Genomic DNA, 19,025 nt, shown 5'->3' with positions numbered 1-19,025 from the left:
ATAAATGGCTCCTCCTATTCTTCGTCATCCACAAACTCATCTAATTCGATATCAGCGTCATCGTCGAAATCGTCTTCTTCAGGTTCCACATCCTCAAGTTCTTCTCCAACAAACTCCTGCTCCGTAAATCCATGCTCCCCGTAAGGTTCGTTTTCATCACGGTATCTTCTGTCTCCTTCGATAATAGAATGCAGATCAGTCTCGCCATAATCCACGGTTTCCATAATCTCAACTTCTGTGTTGTCATCCCGCAGTACGCGTACATCCAGCGCCAGTGACTGAAGCTCTTTTAAGAGTACTTTAAAGGACTCCGGTATGCCTGGTTCCGGGATGTTCTCGCCCTTGATAATGGCTTCATACGTCTTCACACGTCCGACAACATCATCCGATTTCACGGTCAGGATCTCCTGCAGAGTATAGGATGCGCCGTATGCCTCCAGGGCCCATACCTCCATCTCTCCGAAACGCTGTCCGCCGAACTGCGCCTTACCGCCCAATGGCTGCTGTGTAACCAGTGAGTAAGGGCCGGTAGAACGTGCATGGATCTTGTCGTCTACCAGATGATGCAGCTTCAGGTAATGCATGTGCCCGATGGTAACCGGACTGTCGAAAAACTCTCCCGTACGGCCATCGCGCAGGCGCACTTTACCGTCGCGGGTCAGCGGAACTCCCTTCCACAGCTTTCTGTGCTCTCTGTTATCTGAAAGATATTCCAGCACTTCCGGAAGCAGTTCTTCGCCGTGCTTAGCAGCAAATTCTTCCCACTCCAGATTAACATAGTCATTTGCCAGATCCAGGGTATCCATAATGTCGATCTCGTTCGCCCCGTCGAATACCGGTGTGGAAATATTGAATCCCAGCGCCTTAGCGGCAAGGCTCAGATGAATTTCAAGTACCTGTCCGATGTTCATACGGGAAGGCACACCCAGCGGATTCAGCACGATATCCAGCGGCCGTCCGTTCGGCAGGTAAGGCATATCCTCTGCCGGCAGCACACGGGAAACAACACCCTTGTTACCATGACGTCCGGCCATCTTATCCCCAACGGAAATCTTTCTCTTCTGGGCGATATAGATACGTACTGCCTGATTAACGCCAGGAGACAGTTCATCGCCATTTTCTCTTGTAAATACTTTGGCATCCACGATGATACCATATTCACCATGAGGCACCTTCAGGGAAGTGTCTCTTACTTCGCGGGCTTTCTCACCGAAAATCGCACGCAGCAGTCTCTCTTCTGCTGTCAGTTCTGTCTCTCCCTTTGGAGTTACCTTGCCGACCAGAATATCCCCTGCACGCACCTCCGCACCAATACGGATGATTCCCCGCTCATCCAGATCTTTCAGCGCGTCATCGCCGACACCCGGAATATCTCTTGTGATCTCTTCCGGCCCCAGCTTTGTATCACGTGCCTCTGCCTCATATTCTTCAATATGCACGGAAGTATACACGTCGTCCTGCACAAGCCTTTCGCTCAGCAGTACGGCATCCTCGTAGTTGTAACCTTCCCAGGTCATGAATCCGATCAACGGGTTCTTTCCAAGAGCCATCTCGCCGTTGGAAGTGGACGGACCGTCCGCAATTACTTGTCCTTCCTCCACCCGCTCGCCCTTGTCTACGATGGGTCTCTGGTTATAGCAGTTGCTCTGGTTACTTCTTAAAAACTTAGTCAGCTTATAGGTCTTCTTAGTTCCGTCATCGTGGCGGATTGTGATATCCGTCGATGTAGAACGCTCAATGACACCGGCCTTTTCTGCAACGATGCAGACACCGGAGTCTACTGCGGCCTTTACTTCCATACCTGTTCCGACAACCGGAGCTTCTGTAGTAAGAAGCGGCACCGCCTGACGCTGCATGTTAGATCCCATCAGCGCACGGTTGGCATCGTCATTTTCCAGGAAAGGAATCAATGCTGTCGCTACGGAGAACACCATCTTCGGAGAAACGTCCATGAAATCAAACTTGCTTCTCTCGTATTCCTGTGTCTCCTCGCGGTAACGTCCGGATACATTTCTGTGGATGAAGTGTCCTTCCTTGTCCAGAGGTTCATTCGCCTGTGCAACGTGGTAGTTGTCTTCCTCATCTGCCGTCATGTAGACTACTTCTTCTGTGACGATCGGATTCTCCGGATTTTCTTTATCTATCTTACGGTATGGAGCCTCGATAAATCCATACTCATTGATCCTTGCATAGGTTGCAAGGGAGTTGATTAGACCGATGTTAGGACCTTCAGGAGTCTCAATCGGACACATTCTACCATAATGGGAATAGTGAACATCCCGTACCTCGAATCCGGCACGGTCTCTTGACAGACCTCCCGGTCCCAGTGCGGACAGACGTCTCTTGTGTGTCAGCTCACCGAGCGGGTTATTCTGATCCATGAACTGTGACAGCTGGGAAGAGCCAAAGAACTCTTTTACAGCTGCGGTTACCGGCTTGATGTTGATCAGTGACTGCGGAGAAATTCCTTCCTGATCCTGTGTGGTCATTCTCTCGCGGACTACTCTCTCCAGTCTGGACAGACCGATTCTGTACTGGTTCTGGAGGAGTTCTCCTACCGCACGGATACGTCTGTTGCCCAGATGATCGATGTCGTCGTCATTTCCCATTCTGTATTCCAGGTGAATGTTATAGTTAATAGAAGCTAAAATGTCTTCCTTTGTGATATGCTTTGGAATCAGGTCGTGGATATCTCTGCGGATTAAGTGCTTTAATTCCTCGATGTCTCCGCCGCTCTCCTCCAGGAGCCCCTCCAGTACAGGATAATATACCTGTTCTGTAACGCCAGCTTCTTTTGGATCAATGTCTACGATTGCCTGAAGGTCTACCATCATATTGGAAAGAATCTTGATGTTACGTGACTCTTCTTCTCCTTCTACCCACAGATAAGGCACAGCCGCATTCTGTATGGTATCGGCAAGTTCCCTTGTGATAACCGTCCCCTTTTCCGCAACGATCTCCCCGGTCAGAGGGCTTACTACATCTTCTGCCACTCTCTGTCCCTTAACACGGTTCTTGAGTGCCAGTTTCTTGTTGAACTTGTAGCGTCCAACCTTTGCGAGGTCATAACGTCTTGGATCGAAGAACATACTGGTGATCAGGCTTTCTGCGCTGTCCACTGCAAGTGGTTCGCCTGGTCTAATCTTTTTATATAACTCTAATAAACCTTCCTGATAGTTCTCGGCTGTATCTTTGCCGAAACTTGCAAGGATCTTTGGTTCTTCACCAAACAAGTCGATGATTTCTGCATTTGTTCCGATACCAAGTGCACGGATCAGCACAGTGATCGGCACCTTTCTCGTTCTATCTACACGTACATAAAAAACGTCATTGGAGTCTGTCTCATATTCAAGCCATGCGCCACGGTTTGGGATGACTGTTGCGGAATAAAGTTCTTTTCCCAGTTTATCGTGGGCAATCCCGTAATAGATCCCCGGGGAACGAACCAGCTGGCTTACGATTACACGTTCCGCACCGTTGATTACAAAGGTGCCGGTCTTCGTCATAAGCGGAAGATCTCCCATAAATATTTCATGCTCGTTTATCTCATCGTTGTCTTTGTTGTAGAGCCGTACTCTGACTTTCAAAGGCGCAGCGTATGTTGCATCACGCTCTTTACACTCTTCGATGGTATACTTTACGTCATCCTCGCAAAGCGTAAAATCGACAAATTCCAGACTCAGATGACCGCTGAAGTCAGAGATCGGGGAAATATCGTCAAACACCTCTTTCAGTCCTTCATCCAGAAACCACTGGTACGAGTCTTTCTGGACTTCGATTAGATTCGGCATCTCTAATACTTCTTTTTGTCTGGAATAGCTCATGCGTGAACTTTTTCCGTTTGTGATGGGACGAATTCTGTTTTTCTCCATTGACGTTTCACTCCTCATATATTTTTTGGCGGGCTACGAGTCGCCCTTCGTTAGTTCTCTTAATCAGGGAAAGAGCCCTGTGACGTGAAGACAGTCACTACAATGGCATACCTTTCCACAATAGCGCATTTTCTACTATATCACAAAGCTCTTTTCATTGTCAACATATTTCTTACTAATTTACGAAAAACCTCTTGACATCTGTCGATTTCTGTGGTAATAACGAATTCATTCGGCTTATGAGCCTGCCTGAGACTTCCTGGTCCATAGGACATACATTCGGTGTTTTTCAGTACTCCGGCGATTACGGCGGTATCTGTGTAGCCGGGAAACGGAGTGATTTGCACTGTTTTTCCCGTCACTTCTTCCGCGGCGCGTTTCAGCTCCCCCAGAAGTACAGAATCCGGGTGTGTTTCGATAGAAGGCCGGTCACCGGTCACCGTATAGCTTCCTTTAACTCCCGGAACCTGCTGTTCGCCATAAACAACGGCCTCTCTTACGATCTCCTCCGCTTTTTTCGTATCCACCGGAGGAACGAGACGCATATCAACCGTTGCCATACACTGATCCGGAACTACATAGGGGCTGTACCCTCCCTGGATCTGCCCGAAGGTTACAGTTGAGCGTCCCAGCTCCGGATGAACCGGGCACTCTGCTATTTTCTTTCTTATATAAGTAATCACAAATGCCAGACCTGCAATTGCGTCTGCACCCGTTTCGGGCATGCTGGCATGGGCAGTCATTCCCTGCATCTCCAGTTCGAACCAAGTGCGCCCTTTATGTGCCATCTGTATCCGCCCATCCGTAGGCTCCAAATCCACAACCCAGTCCTCTTTTGTCACCCAGCCGTCAGCAACCGCCTGTTCAACGCCCCGCATATCCCCTTCCTCATCCACAGTTCCGATAAATACCAAGGGATAGTCCAGCTCCAGATCCTTATCATGGATCTTGGCCGCTGTCTCCGCAAAAACAGAAAGGGCACAGGCCAGCCCGCCTTTCATGTCACAGCTTCCCCGGCCAAAAAGTTTCCCGTCTGTTATCTCCCCTGAAAATGCCCCCTTATTCCATCCGGAACCTTCCACAACCGTATCCATATGGCAGATAAAAACCAGCGCCGGGTGGGAGGCCCTTCCCGGAAGAACTGCCCTTATGTTCCGCCGCCCTGGCAGCACCTCCGAATCATCTGGCTGTACTCCCGCGCTTACCAAATACCTTTCAACCAATCTGCCTACTGCTTCTTCATAAGTTCCCGGATTCGTACTCTCTTTTTGCACCAGCTCCCGGGCCAAATCAACCGCATCCCATTTCTTGTGTTCCATTGCATCCTCCACGATTACTGACTATTTTTTAATTATATCATATTAAATTTAGATCTAAAAGGCCCCCTCCCTTCTTCCCGCCCTCAAAATCAGAAAAACCGGGACAATATGGCGGCATTACATGAAATCATAAAGACTTCTTGTCATACTGCCAGGCTGTCCCGGTCTTCTTTCTTCTTCCCCTTGCCCCGGCCTGCTGTCAGGACGTACGCTCTATTACTTCCTGAACGCGAGGGCATTCCACCTCAGTTCGTTCTTAAACTGTCGGATTGTTGTTTCATTATCAATATATACAGCTTCGATCCCCATAGCTGCCGCCCAGTCTCCCATCTGCTCTGCCGTTAGGTCATAGGAGAATGCGGTATGATGCGCACCGCCTGCCAGAATCCACGCCTCTGCTCCCGTCTGCAGATTCGGCTGCGGAGTCCAGAACGCAGTTGCAACCGGAAGTTTCGGCATTGGTTTCTCTGTCTTTTTACAGTCAACCGTATTGATAATCAGACGGAACCTGTCCCCAAGATCAATCAAAGACGTTGCAACTGCCGGCCCTTCTTTGGCGGTGAACACAAGTCGTGCAGGGTCTTCCCTGTCTCCCATGCTCAGCGGCTGTGCCTTGATGCTGATCGGCCCTTCTGCGATGGATGGGCATACCTCCAGCATATGTGCCTGCAGAATTCCTTCTTTTCCAGGCACTAAATTGTAGGTATAATCCTCCATGAAAGAAGTTCCCTTTGCATCTTTGATTCCCTGGGTCATGATCTTCATAATTCGAACCATGGCTGCGGTCTTCCAGTCTCCCTCCCCGCCGAATCCATAGCCTTTTTCCATCAATCTCTGAATCGCAAGGCCGGGAAGCTGTTTCAGGCTGCCGAGATCTCCAAAATGGGTTACGATTGCCTGATAATTTTTCTCTGTTAAAAACCGTTCGAAACCGATCTCAATCCCAGCCTGCACTGCCACATGCTCCCGAAATTCCTTTTCATCCCTTCCCTCAAGAAGGATTTCATATTTATCGTAATATTCTTCTACCAGTGCATCGATATCCCCTCTGGAGACCTGAGCCACCGCTTCTGCGATCTCATTCACCGGATAAGCATCTACTTCCCAGCCGAACTTGATCTGTGCTTCCACCTTGTCCCCCTCAGTTACGGCCACGTTACGCATATTATCAGCTATACGCATAACACGTACATGGCTGCTCTCGATCACGCCCACACCCGTGCGCATCCAGGAACCGATCTTCGCCTGTACCGCCTGATCGCCCCAGAAACCAACAACCACTTTACGTTCCATCTCCAGCCGGCTGAAAATATGGCCGTATTCCCGGTCTCCATGTGCCGATTGGTTCTCATTCATAAAGTCCATGTCGATCGTATCATAGGGGATTTCCTGATTAAACTGTGTGTGTAGATGAAGCAGCGGCTTTCTGTACTCCTGCAGCCCCAAAATCCAGGACTTGGCCGGTGAGAAAGTATGCATCCATGTAATGACCCCCGCACAGGTTTCATCTGTATTTGCCTCATTGAACGTCTTTCTGATCAGCTCATTCGTAATAAGCGTTGGTTTCCATACTATTTCATACGGGATTTCCCCGGAAGCATTCAACGCCTCCACAATCTGTCTGGAATGCTCCGCCACATGTGCCAGACATTCGTCCCCATATAAATCCTGTGAGCCCGTGCAAAACCAAAATTTGTACTGTTTTTGTTTCATGATAATACCTCCATTTCATAAGAACACGCAAAGTTTCCCGTAAGAGGAGCGCAAGGGGGTCAGACCCCTCTGCAGAGGGGTCTGACCCCCTTGCGCTCCGTTTTCAGAATATTCTCAAATTATTGTCCGTAGTAGGCGTCAGCCCCATGTTTTCTGTAATAGTGTTTGTCCTTTAGCTCCTGCGGTGCTGGCAGAACCTGCGGATTTATCACCTCGCTTCTGGCAGCCATCTTGGCTACTTCCTCCAGCACCACCGCGTTATGTACCGCTTCGCAGGCATCCTTCCCCCAGGTGAAAGGACCGTGGTTTTTGCAGAGTACAGCAGGCATAGAAAGATAATCTCTTTCTTTGAAATAGTCTGCAATCAGGACTCCCGTGTTTTTTTCATATGCCTCATCGATTTCTTCTTTTGTCAGGTTTCTGACACATGGTATCTCACCGTACATATAGTCGGCATGGGTGGTACCGTAGCAGGGAATTCCCCGACCTGCCTGCGCCCAGCTTGTCGCCCAGGCGGAATGCGTATGTACGATTCCTCCTATTTCCGGAAATGCACGGTACAGCTCCAGATGGGTCGGGGTATCCGAAGACGGATTGTATTTCCCCTCTATTTTGTTGCCTTCCAGATCCACGACTACCATATCCTCTGGGGTAAGTCTGTCATACTCCACACCACTGGGCTTGATGACAAATCTCCCTGATTCTTTATCCAGGCCGCTTACATTTCCCCAGGTGAATGTCACCAGTCCATATTTCGGAAGCTGCATGTTTGCCTCATAAACTTCCTGTTTCAGATTTTCGAGCATCTTTATTCCTCCTAATACATCATATAATAATTAACTGCCACTTAAGCAGGCCTAAATTACCGATAGCACTGCTCCCCTGGTTCAGAAAGAATCCGCACCGACTTTCGGATGATCATTTCCGGCTTCAGTTCTACGCTTTCGATTTCTCCCCCGCCATCCAACATTATGAGCATTCTGGATGCCGCCAGTCCCGCAAGTTCTTTTACGGGATTCTGGGCCGAGGTAAAAGGAATTTCACAGCGTCCGGCCAGCTCTGAATTGTCAATCCCTACAATGGAAAGATCCTCCGGAATCCGAATACCTGCCCCCTTACAGATCCCCACCAGCTGATTGGCCACCTCATCGTTGTAGCAGACACAGGCCGTACAGCCCTTGAGCCTCCGCAGGTACCTGCCCTGATCCTCCTGCATCTCCTTAAGTTCACAAGTATCTATCCAGGCAATCCGTTCGCCTTTTACCTTAATATCTCCCGCCATCAGGGCATCCACATAGCCCGCGTAACGCCTGTGCCCCTGCCCGTCATCGGATTTAAATATTCCCGCAATCCGTCTGTGCCCGCACTGCAGAAGATGCTCCGTCACCATCCGCCCGGCAAGATAATCGTCCAGGCTCACATGCACTCCCTGCAGCTCCGGATAGTAACTATTCAAAAATAAAACCGGTATTTCTCTCTTCTCCAATTCCCGGTAAATGTCCAGGTTAGGGTTCGGCAGACCGCTTTTGGTAGGTTCTGCAATAATCCCGTCCACAGAATCTTCCCGCAGAAAACCTTTCAATATCATCCGCTCTTTTTCTACCGCATTATAGGTAAATGAGATCTGCAGCGTATAGCCTTCGCGGGAGAATCTGGACTCCATCTCCCGCAGCATGCTAGGGAAAATGTACTCGTCTACATAAGTTGTCATAACAGCAATCCGCATGGTTCTGCTGCGCTTTTTCTCCAACCGTTTTTCCTGCCCTTTTATATAAGTCCCACTTCCTCTGACCCGTTTCACTACACCCCGGGCCTCCAGGACAGATACCGCATGCCTTGCCGTCTGCCTGCTCACCTGAAAAAGCGACACCAGTTCATTTTCCGAATAAATCCGTTCTCCCGGCTTAAGCTTTCCCTCTTCCAGCTCACGCATAATGCAGTCTGCTATCTCTTCGTATTTTGCCTTCTCCTCAGCCATAGATTCCCTCCCTTCCCTTATTGTCTGCGTTCCCTTTAATTTCTCTCCCACCCAGGAGCCTGTATTAAGGGGGTTCCCTGGATATACCTTATTTACGGCTTTGCTTTAAAGGCTTCCCCATAGAAACATGTGTTCAATATATCCTTTAGTTATACTATAACTTTATTATATATTTTTTTTAAATTCAAGACGGAGTCTTTCATAAATGTACATACAACTACTCCCGTTTTTTTGTATTCTGTGCATATAATTTTAAAAGTTGTATGTGTACAACATTGATTTATCGTATACCCAGACACATTAAAATGCCCCATTCATAAAGCTTATCCTTCGCTTTACAAATGAGGCTTTTTACCGTAATTATTCAAAGCTGCTAATATTCGCCCACTAATGTAGTTTTCAGCAGGTTGGTGTTTCCGGATTTACCCAAAGGCACTCCTGCTGTCAGCACAACTATTTCCCCGTTTTCTACATAGCCCTTCTTCTCTGCGGCCTCGGTGGCATGCAAAAACAGAATTTCCATACTATACTCCTCCCGGATATGCACCGGCAGTACACCCCATGACAGGTTCAGCTGGCGGCACGTATGCTCATCCGGTGAACACCCTACAATCATGCACCCCGGACGGTACTTTGATATCATACGCGCCGTACGCCCGGACTTGCTTACCGTTATAATTGCCTTAGCCCGCAGGTCAATTGCAGTCATACATGTAGCATGTGAAATGGCTGTCGTCATATCCGTCCTGCTCTCCCTGCCGCGTATGCTGAACAGCTGATTATAATCGATGTCACTCTCCGTCCGCACCGCGATCTTCACCATCGTACGCAGCGCTTCCACCGGGTAACGTCCGGCTGCCGTCTCCCCGGACAGCATAATTGCACTTGTTCCCTGGTAAATTGCATTTGCAACGTCAGTCGTCTCTGCCCTGGTAGGCCGTGGATTTTTCATCATAGAATCCAGCATCTGCGTAGCCGTGATCACCTGCTTCCCGGCATTGTACACTTTTCCAATGACGGCCTTCTGTATCACAGGAACTTCCTCCAGCGGTATCTCTACCCCCATATCCCCCCGGGCAATCATGATGCCGTCGGCTGCCTCAATAATACTGTCGATATTGTCCACGCCCTGCTGATTCTCAATCTTGGCGATAATATTAATAAATTCACCTCCGTTTTCATCCAGAATCTTCCTGATCTCATTTACATCTTCCGCAGAACGGGTAAAGGATGCGGCAATAAAATCAAACCCTTCCCGAATCCCAAACAGAATATCCTCCCGGTCCTTCTGACTGATAAAAGGCATATTTACATTGACTCCCGGAAGATTCACGCCCTTATGGTCAGAGACCACGCCTCCATTCACAACCCTGCAGCATACAGAACTGCCTTCGATCCGCTCCACGGCCAGCCCCACCAGTCCGTCATCTATCAGAATGCTGTCCCCTGGTTTTACATCTTTATATAGATCCGCATAAGTAACCGATACCGCCTCCTGTGTGCCTTCTATCTCTTCCGGTGTCAGAAGAAACTCCTGCCCTTCTCTCAGCTCCACTCTGCCCTCTTTAAACCTACAGAGCCGGATCTCCGGTCCCTTTGTATCCAGAAGAGCGGCTATCGGCTTATCCAGCCGCTGCCGGACTGCCTTCAGCTCATCCAAACGTTTTTTCTGTTCCTCATAGTTCCCATGAGAAAAATTGAACCTCGCCACATCCATACCGTCTCTGACCAGCTGTTCCAGAACCCCTTCCCGGTCAGTAGCCGGTCCAAGGGTACAGATAATTTTTGTTTTCCGCATAAAAACCCCACCTTTCTAAGCCAGCAGGCTGCCTTCATATCTGCTGACGTTCTCCGATTTTCCAATCACAACAAGTATATCGCCTTCTGAAAATATATACCCCGGACTGATCTCCGTTTCGGTTATTCCTTTATGTTGGATCGCAATAATATTTAATCCGGTTTTCTGCCTGAACCGTGTCTCCTCCAGGCTTTTTCCTATCACCCTCAGCGGCACCATAACTTCCGATATCTCAACATTATTGTCCAGTGTAATCGAATCCATCACGCTGCTTACCAGCATTTTCTTAGCCAGGCGCAGGGCCATATCGCGCTCCGGATATACAACCTCGGCGCCAATCTTCTCCAGCACCTCCCCTTGGTCTCTGCTGATGGCCTTTGCAATGACCCGCTTAACACCAAGATTGACTACATTGAGGGTAACAAGGATGCTGGTGTCAATCTTCTCACCGATGCAGACAACAACCGTATCACAGTTTTGAATGCCGATCTCCTCCAGCACTTCCTTCGTCAATTCATCGGCAACATACGCAAAATCCGTATAACGCCGCAGTTCCTTTACCTTATATTCACATCGGTCTACCACAATCACTTCCCTGCCGGCTTCAGCCAGTTTTTGCGCAAGCGCTGTCCCGAACCTGCCTAATCCTATAATCCCATAACTTTCTGATAATTCTTCTTTCAACATCCTCTTCAACTCCTAACCAATTGTAATATTTTCCTCGGTAAATACCGCGGTGGACGGTTGTTTAAAGCTCCACATTGTAACAATTGTAAGCGCCCCCAGCCTTCCGATAAACATCGTCATTATGATCACCAGCTTACCCGCTATACTCAAATCCGGCGTAATGCCCGTGGAGAGCCCTACCGTTCCAAAGGCAGACGTACATTCAAAGAGCAGCTGCATAAAGGAATACTCCGGTTCGAGTATACACATGGTAAATGTTGACGCACAAACTACAATCATCGATAACATTGTAATGATAAACGCCTTAAACACCACTTTTTCCGGGATTTTCCGCTTAAACGCAGTACAGTGCTGGTTTGTTGCCGTACTTTTAATAATATTGAGAAGTACAAACAATGTACTTGTCTTAATGCCGCCTCCGGTTGAGCCCGGTGAGGCTCCGATAAACATCAGTATCGTCAGGATAAATAGTCCCGCGGAAGTAAAGCTTCCAATCGGATATGTTGAGAATCCCGCAGTCCTGGCAGAAACGCTCTGAAAAAAGGCCCCCAGCCAGGTTATGTCTTCCGTACACTTTAGTGATAACGTCCCCACCGCAAGCAATACAACGCTGGTGAAGATCACCGCTTTAGAATGAAGGGACAGCCGCCGGAAGTTTCTGTTTTTCAGTACATCCAGAATGACCAGAAATCCCAGGCCGCCGAATATAATCAGTCCGCATGTTGTCAGATTCAGGAGCACGTTGCCCTGATACGGTATCAGGTTTGTCAGCCCTCCCAGAATATCAAACCCCGAGTTATTAAATGCGGCTATCGAATGAAACATGCTGATTCCCAGCGCATCCAGGGGTGAGTATTTCTGTACAAACACCAGAAAACTCAAGACCGCTCCTACTCCCTCGAAGCACAGTGTCATAAAGAGCACATGCTTCACAAGTATGACCATGCCCTGAAAACCGCTTACGTTCAGTGCCTCTTTCACCAGCAGCCTTTCTTTGAAGCCAATCTTTCTCCCTGCTGCCAGTATTATGCCCACGCCAACAGAGGTCACGCCCAGGCCGCCGATCTGTATCAGCAGCGCCACAACCGTTCTGCCGAAAACCGTAAAATGCTCTGCCGTATCAATCGCTATCAGCCCCGTCACGCAGACAGCGCTTGTGGAAGTAAACAGAGCGTCGATCCAATGTACCTCGGCTCCCTCTCTGAGAGAAACCGGCAGCTTCAATAATACGGTCCCCAAAAGAATCACACCGGCAAACCCCAGCGTAATCAGCCGGGCCGGCGACTGCTTCTTAAAGAACTCTTTTCCCGCCTGCAATATGAAATTCACAATAATTAACGCTTCCTTTCGCACTATAATTATAAGACTGTACAGAAAGCGCCTGTTCTTTTCTTCCCATCCTGCTCATGCACAAATCCGAATACTATCCTCCATAGAAGTGTATTCACATCCCTCACAAAATGGAACATCAATAAAATAACGCATGGAATTACAGCTATTTTGAATAAAACAGCCAAAATAGAATCAAAATAGACCTTTCCCTTCAGATTCCAGTGATTAGGGCTCTGTTCTCTGCCCGCAGAAAAAGACGATACCCGCGCCCCTCTGTCGGATACAGCTGAATCTGCCAGATGACCGTCCGCACGGCTGATCTGTGCCCCGCTGGGAGCAGAACGGTCCCTGTGCTGCACAGATGTTATTGAATGCCCTGAGACAAGCAGACTTACAGTAAATAGCAGTACAGTAAATAAACAGATAGCAATGATTATTTTATTTTCACTTTTCATCTTCATATCCCTTACTCCTGCCTGCTCAACTGCTTCTCTGACACTGTATTTCTCTACTATTAGATATATGCATTATAGGACTGAAAGTTCAGGTTGTCAATCCTTAATCGAAACGAAAATCACAGAGAAATTTTTATAGCTACGAGCACTTAGCGGCAGTATTTTGGCCTCTTACGTGCGATGCATAAAAAATAGTTGGCAAGGTCTTTTCGCGCCTTACTATTTTTTTATATCGTCCCAGTTCATGAAAGCCTGGACTGCTGCCTTGCATCACAAAAACAGCCATATCCGCAGTAAAGCAGATATGGCTGTTTATAAGCGTTTCCGTTACAAAAGCACCAAATTATTTCAGGTTAACTTCTGCTCCTTCACCTTCCAGTTTAGCTTTGAGTTCTTCAGCTTCTGCCTTAGAAACTGCTTCTTTCACTACCTTCGGTGCTCCGTCAACTAATTCTTTTGCTTCTTTTAATCCAAGTCCTGTGATCTCACGAACAACTTTGATTACTTTAACCTTAGAAGATCCAGCGGATACGAGCTCTACATCAAACTCATCTTTCTCTTCTGCTGCTGCACCTGCTCCGTCTCCTGCTGCTGCAACTACAACGCCTGCTGCTGCAGACACACCAAATTCTTCTTCACAAGCTTTTACTAATTCATTTAATTCTAATACTGATAACTCTTTGATCGCTTCGATCATTTCAGCTGCTGTCAATTTAGCCATTTTAATATCCTCCATTTTAGATTATTTTCCGGGCTTTTGGGCCCTCATTTTTAATTTTCGCTTTTCGGTTCCCCTGAAATCTCAGGTAATCCAGATCGGCTTACTCAGCCGGTGTCTCTGCTGCTTCCTCTGCAGGAGCTTCTGCTGTCTCAGCCGGAGCTTCTTCTGCTGCCGGAGCCGCTTCAGCTGCACATGCATCTGCGCCGCCCTGTTCTGCAATCTGCTTGATAACACGAGCAAAATTGGTAATAGGTGACTGCATACTTCCAAGCAATTTGGAAAGTAACTCTTCTCTTGAAGGAATCTTGGACAGTTCTGTCAATCCAGCTACGTCATATACATTCCCTTCAACTACGCCGCCCTTTAACTCAAGTTTCTGTGCATCTTTTGCAAACTTGCAAAGGATTCTGGCCGGTGCTGTTGCATCTTCTTTAGAGATTGCGATAGCGCTTGGTCCTTCCAGACAATCTGTAAGTCCTTCGAACTCAGTTCCTTCGATCGCTCTCTTAATCATGGTGTTCTTGTATACTTTGTAAATAATACCTGCTTCTCTGAGCTGTTTACGAAGTTCTGTATCCTGAGCTACTGTCAATCCACGGTAGTCAACAAGAACAACTGACTGAGCATCTTTAATCTCTTCTGAAATTGCCTCTACGATTGGTTGTTTTAATTCAACTTTTGCCACGTTCTGGTACACCTCCTTATTTTATTTGTGCGTGTACTGCCAAAAATAAAAGCCTCTGTGTCCAAAGACACAGAGGCTCAATAATTCACATTAAGAATCATGATCTTCCTCGGCAGGCGGTTCAAACTTATGCCTTACGGCACCTGCTGTCTTCGGCAGTCAATTGCTATATTAGATTAGCACTAATTGATATGCTTGTCAATAGTTTTTTTAAGAAACACAACGCGACTTCATATCACAACAAATACTTCTTGCCCAAATCAAATACAGGCCTTCCGTTTTCGTCCCACACCACTTCGATCATCATTGTATGGCGGTTCGGATCGTATAACGGATCTCCTGTAATCTCATCATAACAGCGGGCATGAAATACACAGATATCTTTTGTTCCATCTTCTGATTTCACAAAAGAATTGTGGCCCGGTCCAAAAACCCCTTTTTCCTCATCCGTACATAAGACCGGATTCCTGCTTTTCTTCCAATTATTAGGGTCAAGTATGTCCTCAGATTCATGGACAGACAGCAATCCCATACAATACGCCTTACCGGTCTCACTGGCAGAATAAACCACATATATCATCTGATCATGTTTTATGACTGCGGGACCTTCATTCACCCAAAAACCAATCCGTTCCCACTGATAATCAGGTGTTGACAGCAGTACCTGCGGGGTTGCAAGTTTGTTTGGCCGTTCCATTACCGCAATGTACAAATTCGAAATCTTTTTCCCTGTTCCCGTTTTCTCGGCCCAGATATAGTAGTATTCTTCATTGTGCTCCATAATTGTGGCATCCAAAGAAAAGTCCTGAAATGAAAATTCATCACCGTCCGCCGACTGCATCTGTCCCAGCTCTTCCCATTCATCCAGAAACGGATCATTGCCTTTACACTCCAGCACATAAGGCCTGATAGCCCAAATATCATCCACGTCGCCCGCTGCGTAATAAATGTACCATTTCCCCCATAGATAATGGAGCTCCGGCGCCCAGATATGAATACTTTGTTTTCCTGACAAATGCCGTTTCCACAAAATTTTTTCTTCTGCCTCCGCCAGGCCTTTCAGGCAATTGGCCCGTCTTAATACAATCCTGTCATATTCCGGCACAGATGCTGTAAAATAATACATCCCATCAAAATGTCTGTATACCTGCGGGTCTGCCCTGTTAGTTATAAAAGGGGTATTGTATAACGTAGTCACATAATTTTCTCTATTCATATTGCTTCACCTGAACCCGTATCATATTCCAAGAATACGGTCTTATTTTACAGTCTATCTTTGTATTTTCGGCCAGCGCGATCCGGCCGCACAGTGGCATTACATTTTCATGATTGCATCTATTATCTGCCTTTATATCGTTATGGAATAAAACGGTATGTTCTGCCTCATGTCCCATATAGAATCCCTGCAGATTTACATTCAATTCTGCTGATTCGTTTCTTCTGTTCACAAGAAATATAACCAATTCATTTGCTTCTTCATTGAGGATGGCCACCTGATCCAAATATGGAACCTCTTTATTTTTCTTAGTCCGATAAGACGGCGCCTTTAAGACGCTCTCCATTAGAACGCCTCTCCCATATGCAGCCATATGAGAAAATGGGTAAAAAATCGGCTGTACCCAGACACCAGCTCCCTGTTCAGTCATGATAGCGGCACTGATGTTTGTAAGCAGGGACTGACATGCCGCTTTTACTCTTTCACAGTTTTTAATCATGGCCATCAGCATACTTGCAAAGAGCAGAGCATCCTCCATCGTGTAGATCTGTTCGCTGAATGCAGGCGCCACCTCCCAGTCTCTGGCAGCAACAGAATCCGCCACTTCCCCGCCGGGAATCTCCCAAACTCCCCATTCATCAAAACAGATATCGATTTTTTTATCTGACCGCTTTTTGCTTCTTACAGTATCACAGATTCCGATGACTGTCTGAATATATTCTTCCATTTCTACAGACTGTGACAGGAATTCATCCGTTCCTCTCTCCTGTCCGCCGTAATATTGGTGCAGGGAAATATAATCTGCAAATTCATAAGTGTATTCCAATACAATTCTTTCCCATTCTGTATACGTTGCCACATCTGTTGAAGAACTCCCGCATACCACTGTCTTTATATTTGGATCCAGAGATTTCATGGCATGCGCTGTCTGCCCCGCCAGTTTTCCATAGTCTTCGGGGGTTTTGTGTCCAATCTGCCATATCCCGTCCATCTCGTTCCCCAGACACCATATCGGGATCCCATAAGGATCCTCATGGCCATTTTCACATCTCCAGTCACTATATCGGGTTCCCGCCGGCAGATTACAGTATTCCAAAAGCGACACTGCATTTTCCACGCCCCTCGTTCCGAGATTTACCGCAAATAGAGGCGTGATCTCTGCCTTTTTGGCCCAGTCCATAAATTCATCTGTGCCAAATTGGTTTGTCTCTATGGATTTCCATGCTATTTCCCTGAGCCTGGGCCTTTCCTCTTTTTTTCCCACGCCATCCTTCCAGTTGTAACAGGATACAAAATTCCCTCCCGGATACCTGACACAGGTAACGCCCATCTCCTTCACTTTCGAAATCACATCTTTACGGAACCCGTCCTCGTCCGCTTCCTGGTGTCCCGGCTCATAGATCCCGCTATAGACCACCCTTCCCATATGTTCTACAAATGAACCATATAGAAGAGGATTAATTTCTGCTTTCCGAAAGTCTTTGTTTATGATCAGTTCTGCTTTATACATATTTTCCTCCCCCTATTCCTTAACTCCCGAAGCAGCAATGCCTTCAATAAAAAACCTCTGTCCAAATAAAAACAATAATAGCAGCGGGAAGATAGAGATTACTGTCGCAGCCAATGTAGGACCATATTTGATGGAATTGCTTCCTACAAGTACTGCCAGGCCGGCCGACAGCGTTCTGTTTTCTACTGAACTCGTCAGCATCATCGGGTACAAAAGGTCATTCCAGTTATTCATAAAATGATAGATTCCCAGACTGATCAACGCTGGTTTTGACAGCGGTATTACAATACGTCTGTAAATCTGCAGGTTGTTCAGCCCGTCTAGCCTTGCGGCTTCTTCCAAAGATTTCGGAATCCTGGAAAAAAATGAAGTCAGCATATAGATTCCATAGGCACCGGATGCCCTTGGCAGTATAAGACCCAGCAAAGTGTCAAGAATTCCCAGCTTGTATTCTTCTATGTATAAAGGAATCATAATAATCTGAAACGGCACCATCATCGTTAATAAGATTATCGTGAACAGTACGTTTTTCCCTCTGAACTCCATTCTGGCAAAAGCGTAAGCTGCCAGTGAATCAAACAGCAGGCTGATCAATGTCACGCTGCCCGCAAAAACAACGGTATTCTTCAGCATACTCAATATGGGAATCGCCTCTACCACGTATTCATACTGAGAAGTCAGCCATTCCTCCGGCAGAAAAGCAGGCGGCCATCTGATGACATCTGCATCAGACTTAAAAGAAGAAACTACCAGCCATAGCAGCGGAATGAACACAAGGAGGGCAACGATACATAAAATCACATTACCGGTTACCCCAAATATCCTTCCCTTTTTCTTCATGCCTGTTCCTCCCTTCTGCTGATATATTTCCTCATACAAACCGTAATAATGGCTATGATAATGAACAGGTATACAGATATTGCCGAAGCGTATCCCAAATCATGTTCCGTTTTGAAGCCTCTGTCATAAATATAACTCACTAATGTCTCTGTTTTATGCTGTGGCCCGCCTCCGGTCATGACATATATTTGGTCGAAAGCCTGAAAGGCAAGGATAAATGTAGTGACTGCACAAAACCCTATGGTCTGTTTTATAGACGGTATCGTGATATACAGAAACTTTTTCAGCCCTGTTGCACCATCTAAATCCGCCGCTTCATATAAGGAATACGGAATATCCAGAGTCGCAGCAGTTATGATTGTCAAGGTATATCCAAAATTTCTCCAAACGGTGACCATAATGATCACAGCCATCGCATACGTGGGGTCGGACATCAAATTGGGCATCACGATACCTATTTTCTTAAGCAGGTATGCCAGCATCCCTGAATTGGAATTTAGCAGCATTGACCATAAGATACTGATCGCAGTCATAGAACAGACATAAGGAATATAGAAAGATGCTCTCAGAAACTTATGCAGTTTTGTATTTTTCTGCATGAACATGGTCAGAACCAATGCCACTAATATCTGTACAGGTACTTCCATCACAGTGAATATAAGAGTATTCTTTGTGGCATTTAGCACACGGGCATCCTGAAACATCTTCAGGTAATTCCCAATACCTGCAAATGTAATGTCCTTCATATACAAGTCCATATTCATCATGCTTATCACAAATGCAGAAACCAGTGGGACAAATACAAAAACAGTCAGAACAATCATGGATGGGAGAATAAACAAATATGCCGTCTTTTGATTTTTCCCTGCTATTTTTTTTGTCTTCTCCATATTGTTTTA

The 19,025-nt window shown here is 46.9% G+C and carries 15 protein-coding genes and 1 other annotated feature; all 15 genes read right to left on the bottom strand.

What is annotated here, in order from left to right:
- Positions 1–14: 14 nt before the first annotated feature.
- The 15 genes from rpoB to MWG26_RS02545 all read right to left on the bottom strand — a co-directional run bounded on the left by rpoB (position 15) and on the right by MWG26_RS02545 (position 19,016).
- Complete coding sequence (rpoB, locus tag MWG26_RS02615) at positions 15–3,872, bottom strand: DNA-directed RNA polymerase subunit beta (RefSeq protein WP_025654523.1); 3,858 nt, start codon at positions 3,870–3,872, stop codon at positions 15–17.
- Positions 3,873–4,012: 140 nt separating this feature from the next.
- Positions 4,013–5,191, bottom strand: coding sequence for a M20 family metallopeptidase (locus MWG26_RS02610; protein WP_025654522.1), 1,179 nt, complete (start codon positions 5,189–5,191; stop codon positions 4,013–4,015).
- 216 nt (positions 5,192–5,407) lie between these two features.
- Complete coding sequence (gene araA, locus MWG26_RS02605; RefSeq protein WP_117440880.1) at positions 5,408–6,904, bottom strand: L-arabinose isomerase; 1,497 nt, start codon at positions 6,902–6,904, stop codon at positions 5,408–5,410.
- Between the two features lie 119 nt (positions 6,905–7,023).
- On the bottom strand, positions 7,024–7,710 hold the full coding sequence (locus MWG26_RS02600; protein WP_117440879.1) for an L-ribulose-5-phosphate 4-epimerase: 687 nt from the start codon (positions 7,708–7,710) through the stop codon (positions 7,024–7,026).
- 56 nt (positions 7,711–7,766) lie between these two features.
- Positions 7,767–8,882 (bottom strand): GntR family transcriptional regulator, encoded by a 1,116-nt coding sequence (locus tag MWG26_RS02595; RefSeq protein ID WP_025654519.1) that lies wholly within the window; start codon positions 8,880–8,882, stop codon positions 7,767–7,769.
- A gap of 373 nt (positions 8,883–9,255) precedes the next feature.
- Complete coding sequence (pyk, locus tag MWG26_RS02590; protein ID WP_025654518.1) at positions 9,256–10,680, bottom strand: pyruvate kinase; 1,425 nt, start codon at positions 10,678–10,680, stop codon at positions 9,256–9,258.
- Between the two features lie 15 nt (positions 10,681–10,695).
- Positions 10,696–11,367: a potassium channel family protein gene (locus MWG26_RS02585; RefSeq protein ID WP_044926299.1), complete on the bottom strand. Its 672-nt coding sequence runs from the start codon at positions 11,365–11,367 to the stop codon at positions 10,696–10,698.
- Between the two features lie 12 nt (positions 11,368–11,379).
- The gene (locus MWG26_RS02580; RefSeq protein WP_117440878.1) at positions 11,380–12,696 is read right to left on the bottom strand and encodes a TrkH family potassium uptake protein; all 1,317 of its coding nucleotides are present in this window, start codon (positions 12,694–12,696) and stop codon (positions 11,380–11,382) included.
- A 29-nt stretch (positions 12,697–12,725) separates the two neighbouring features.
- A complete protein-coding gene (locus MWG26_RS02575; protein WP_025654515.1) occupies positions 12,726–13,160 on the bottom strand; it encodes a hypothetical protein in 435 nt (144 codons plus the stop codon).
- A 337-nt stretch (positions 13,161–13,497) separates the two neighbouring features.
- Entirely contained in the window at positions 13,498–13,875 is a 378-nt protein-coding gene (gene rplL, locus MWG26_RS02570) for a 50S ribosomal protein L7/L12 (protein WP_025654514.1), read from the bottom strand.
- A 100-nt stretch (positions 13,876–13,975) separates the two neighbouring features.
- Positions 13,976–14,560: a 50S ribosomal protein L10 gene (rplJ, locus tag MWG26_RS02565; RefSeq protein ID WP_025654513.1), complete on the bottom strand. Its 585-nt coding sequence runs from the start codon at positions 14,558–14,560 to the stop codon at positions 13,976–13,978.
- Positions 14,561–14,596: 36 nt separating this feature from the next.
- Positions 14,597–14,734, bottom strand: a sequence feature (ribosomal protein L10 leader region).
- A 61-nt stretch (positions 14,735–14,795) separates the two neighbouring features.
- Positions 14,796–15,776, bottom strand: a complete 981-nt coding sequence (locus MWG26_RS02560; RefSeq protein WP_025654512.1) for a glycoside hydrolase family 43 protein — start codon at positions 15,774–15,776, stop codon at positions 14,796–14,798.
- Positions 15,769–17,286, bottom strand: coding sequence for an arabinosylfuranosidase ArfA (gene arfA / locus MWG26_RS02555; RefSeq protein WP_025654511.1), 1,518 nt, complete (start codon positions 17,284–17,286; stop codon positions 15,769–15,771). The genes MWG26_RS02560 and arfA overlap by 8 nt, the downstream gene beginning before the upstream one ends.
- 12 nt (positions 17,287–17,298) lie before the next feature.
- Positions 17,299–18,126 carry a carbohydrate ABC transporter permease gene (locus MWG26_RS02550; RefSeq protein WP_025654510.1) on the bottom strand — a complete coding sequence of 276 codons (828 nt, stop codon included), beginning with the start codon at positions 18,124–18,126 and terminating at the stop codon, positions 17,299–17,301.
- The gene (locus MWG26_RS02545) at positions 18,123–19,016 is read right to left on the bottom strand and encodes a carbohydrate ABC transporter permease (RefSeq protein WP_117440877.1); all 894 of its coding nucleotides are present in this window, start codon (positions 19,014–19,016) and stop codon (positions 18,123–18,125) included. Before MWG26_RS02545 ends, MWG26_RS02550 begins: the two co-directional genes overlap by 4 nt.
- Positions 19,017–19,025: the final 9 nt, after the last annotated feature.

Source organism: Faecalicatena contorta, assembly GCF_022835095.1.
Taxonomy (GTDB): domain Bacteria; phylum Bacillota; class Clostridia; order Lachnospirales; family Lachnospiraceae; genus Faecalicatena; species Faecalicatena contorta.
Note: the sequence above shows the minus strand (reverse complement) of the source record. Positions and strands in the feature narration are given on the sequence as shown.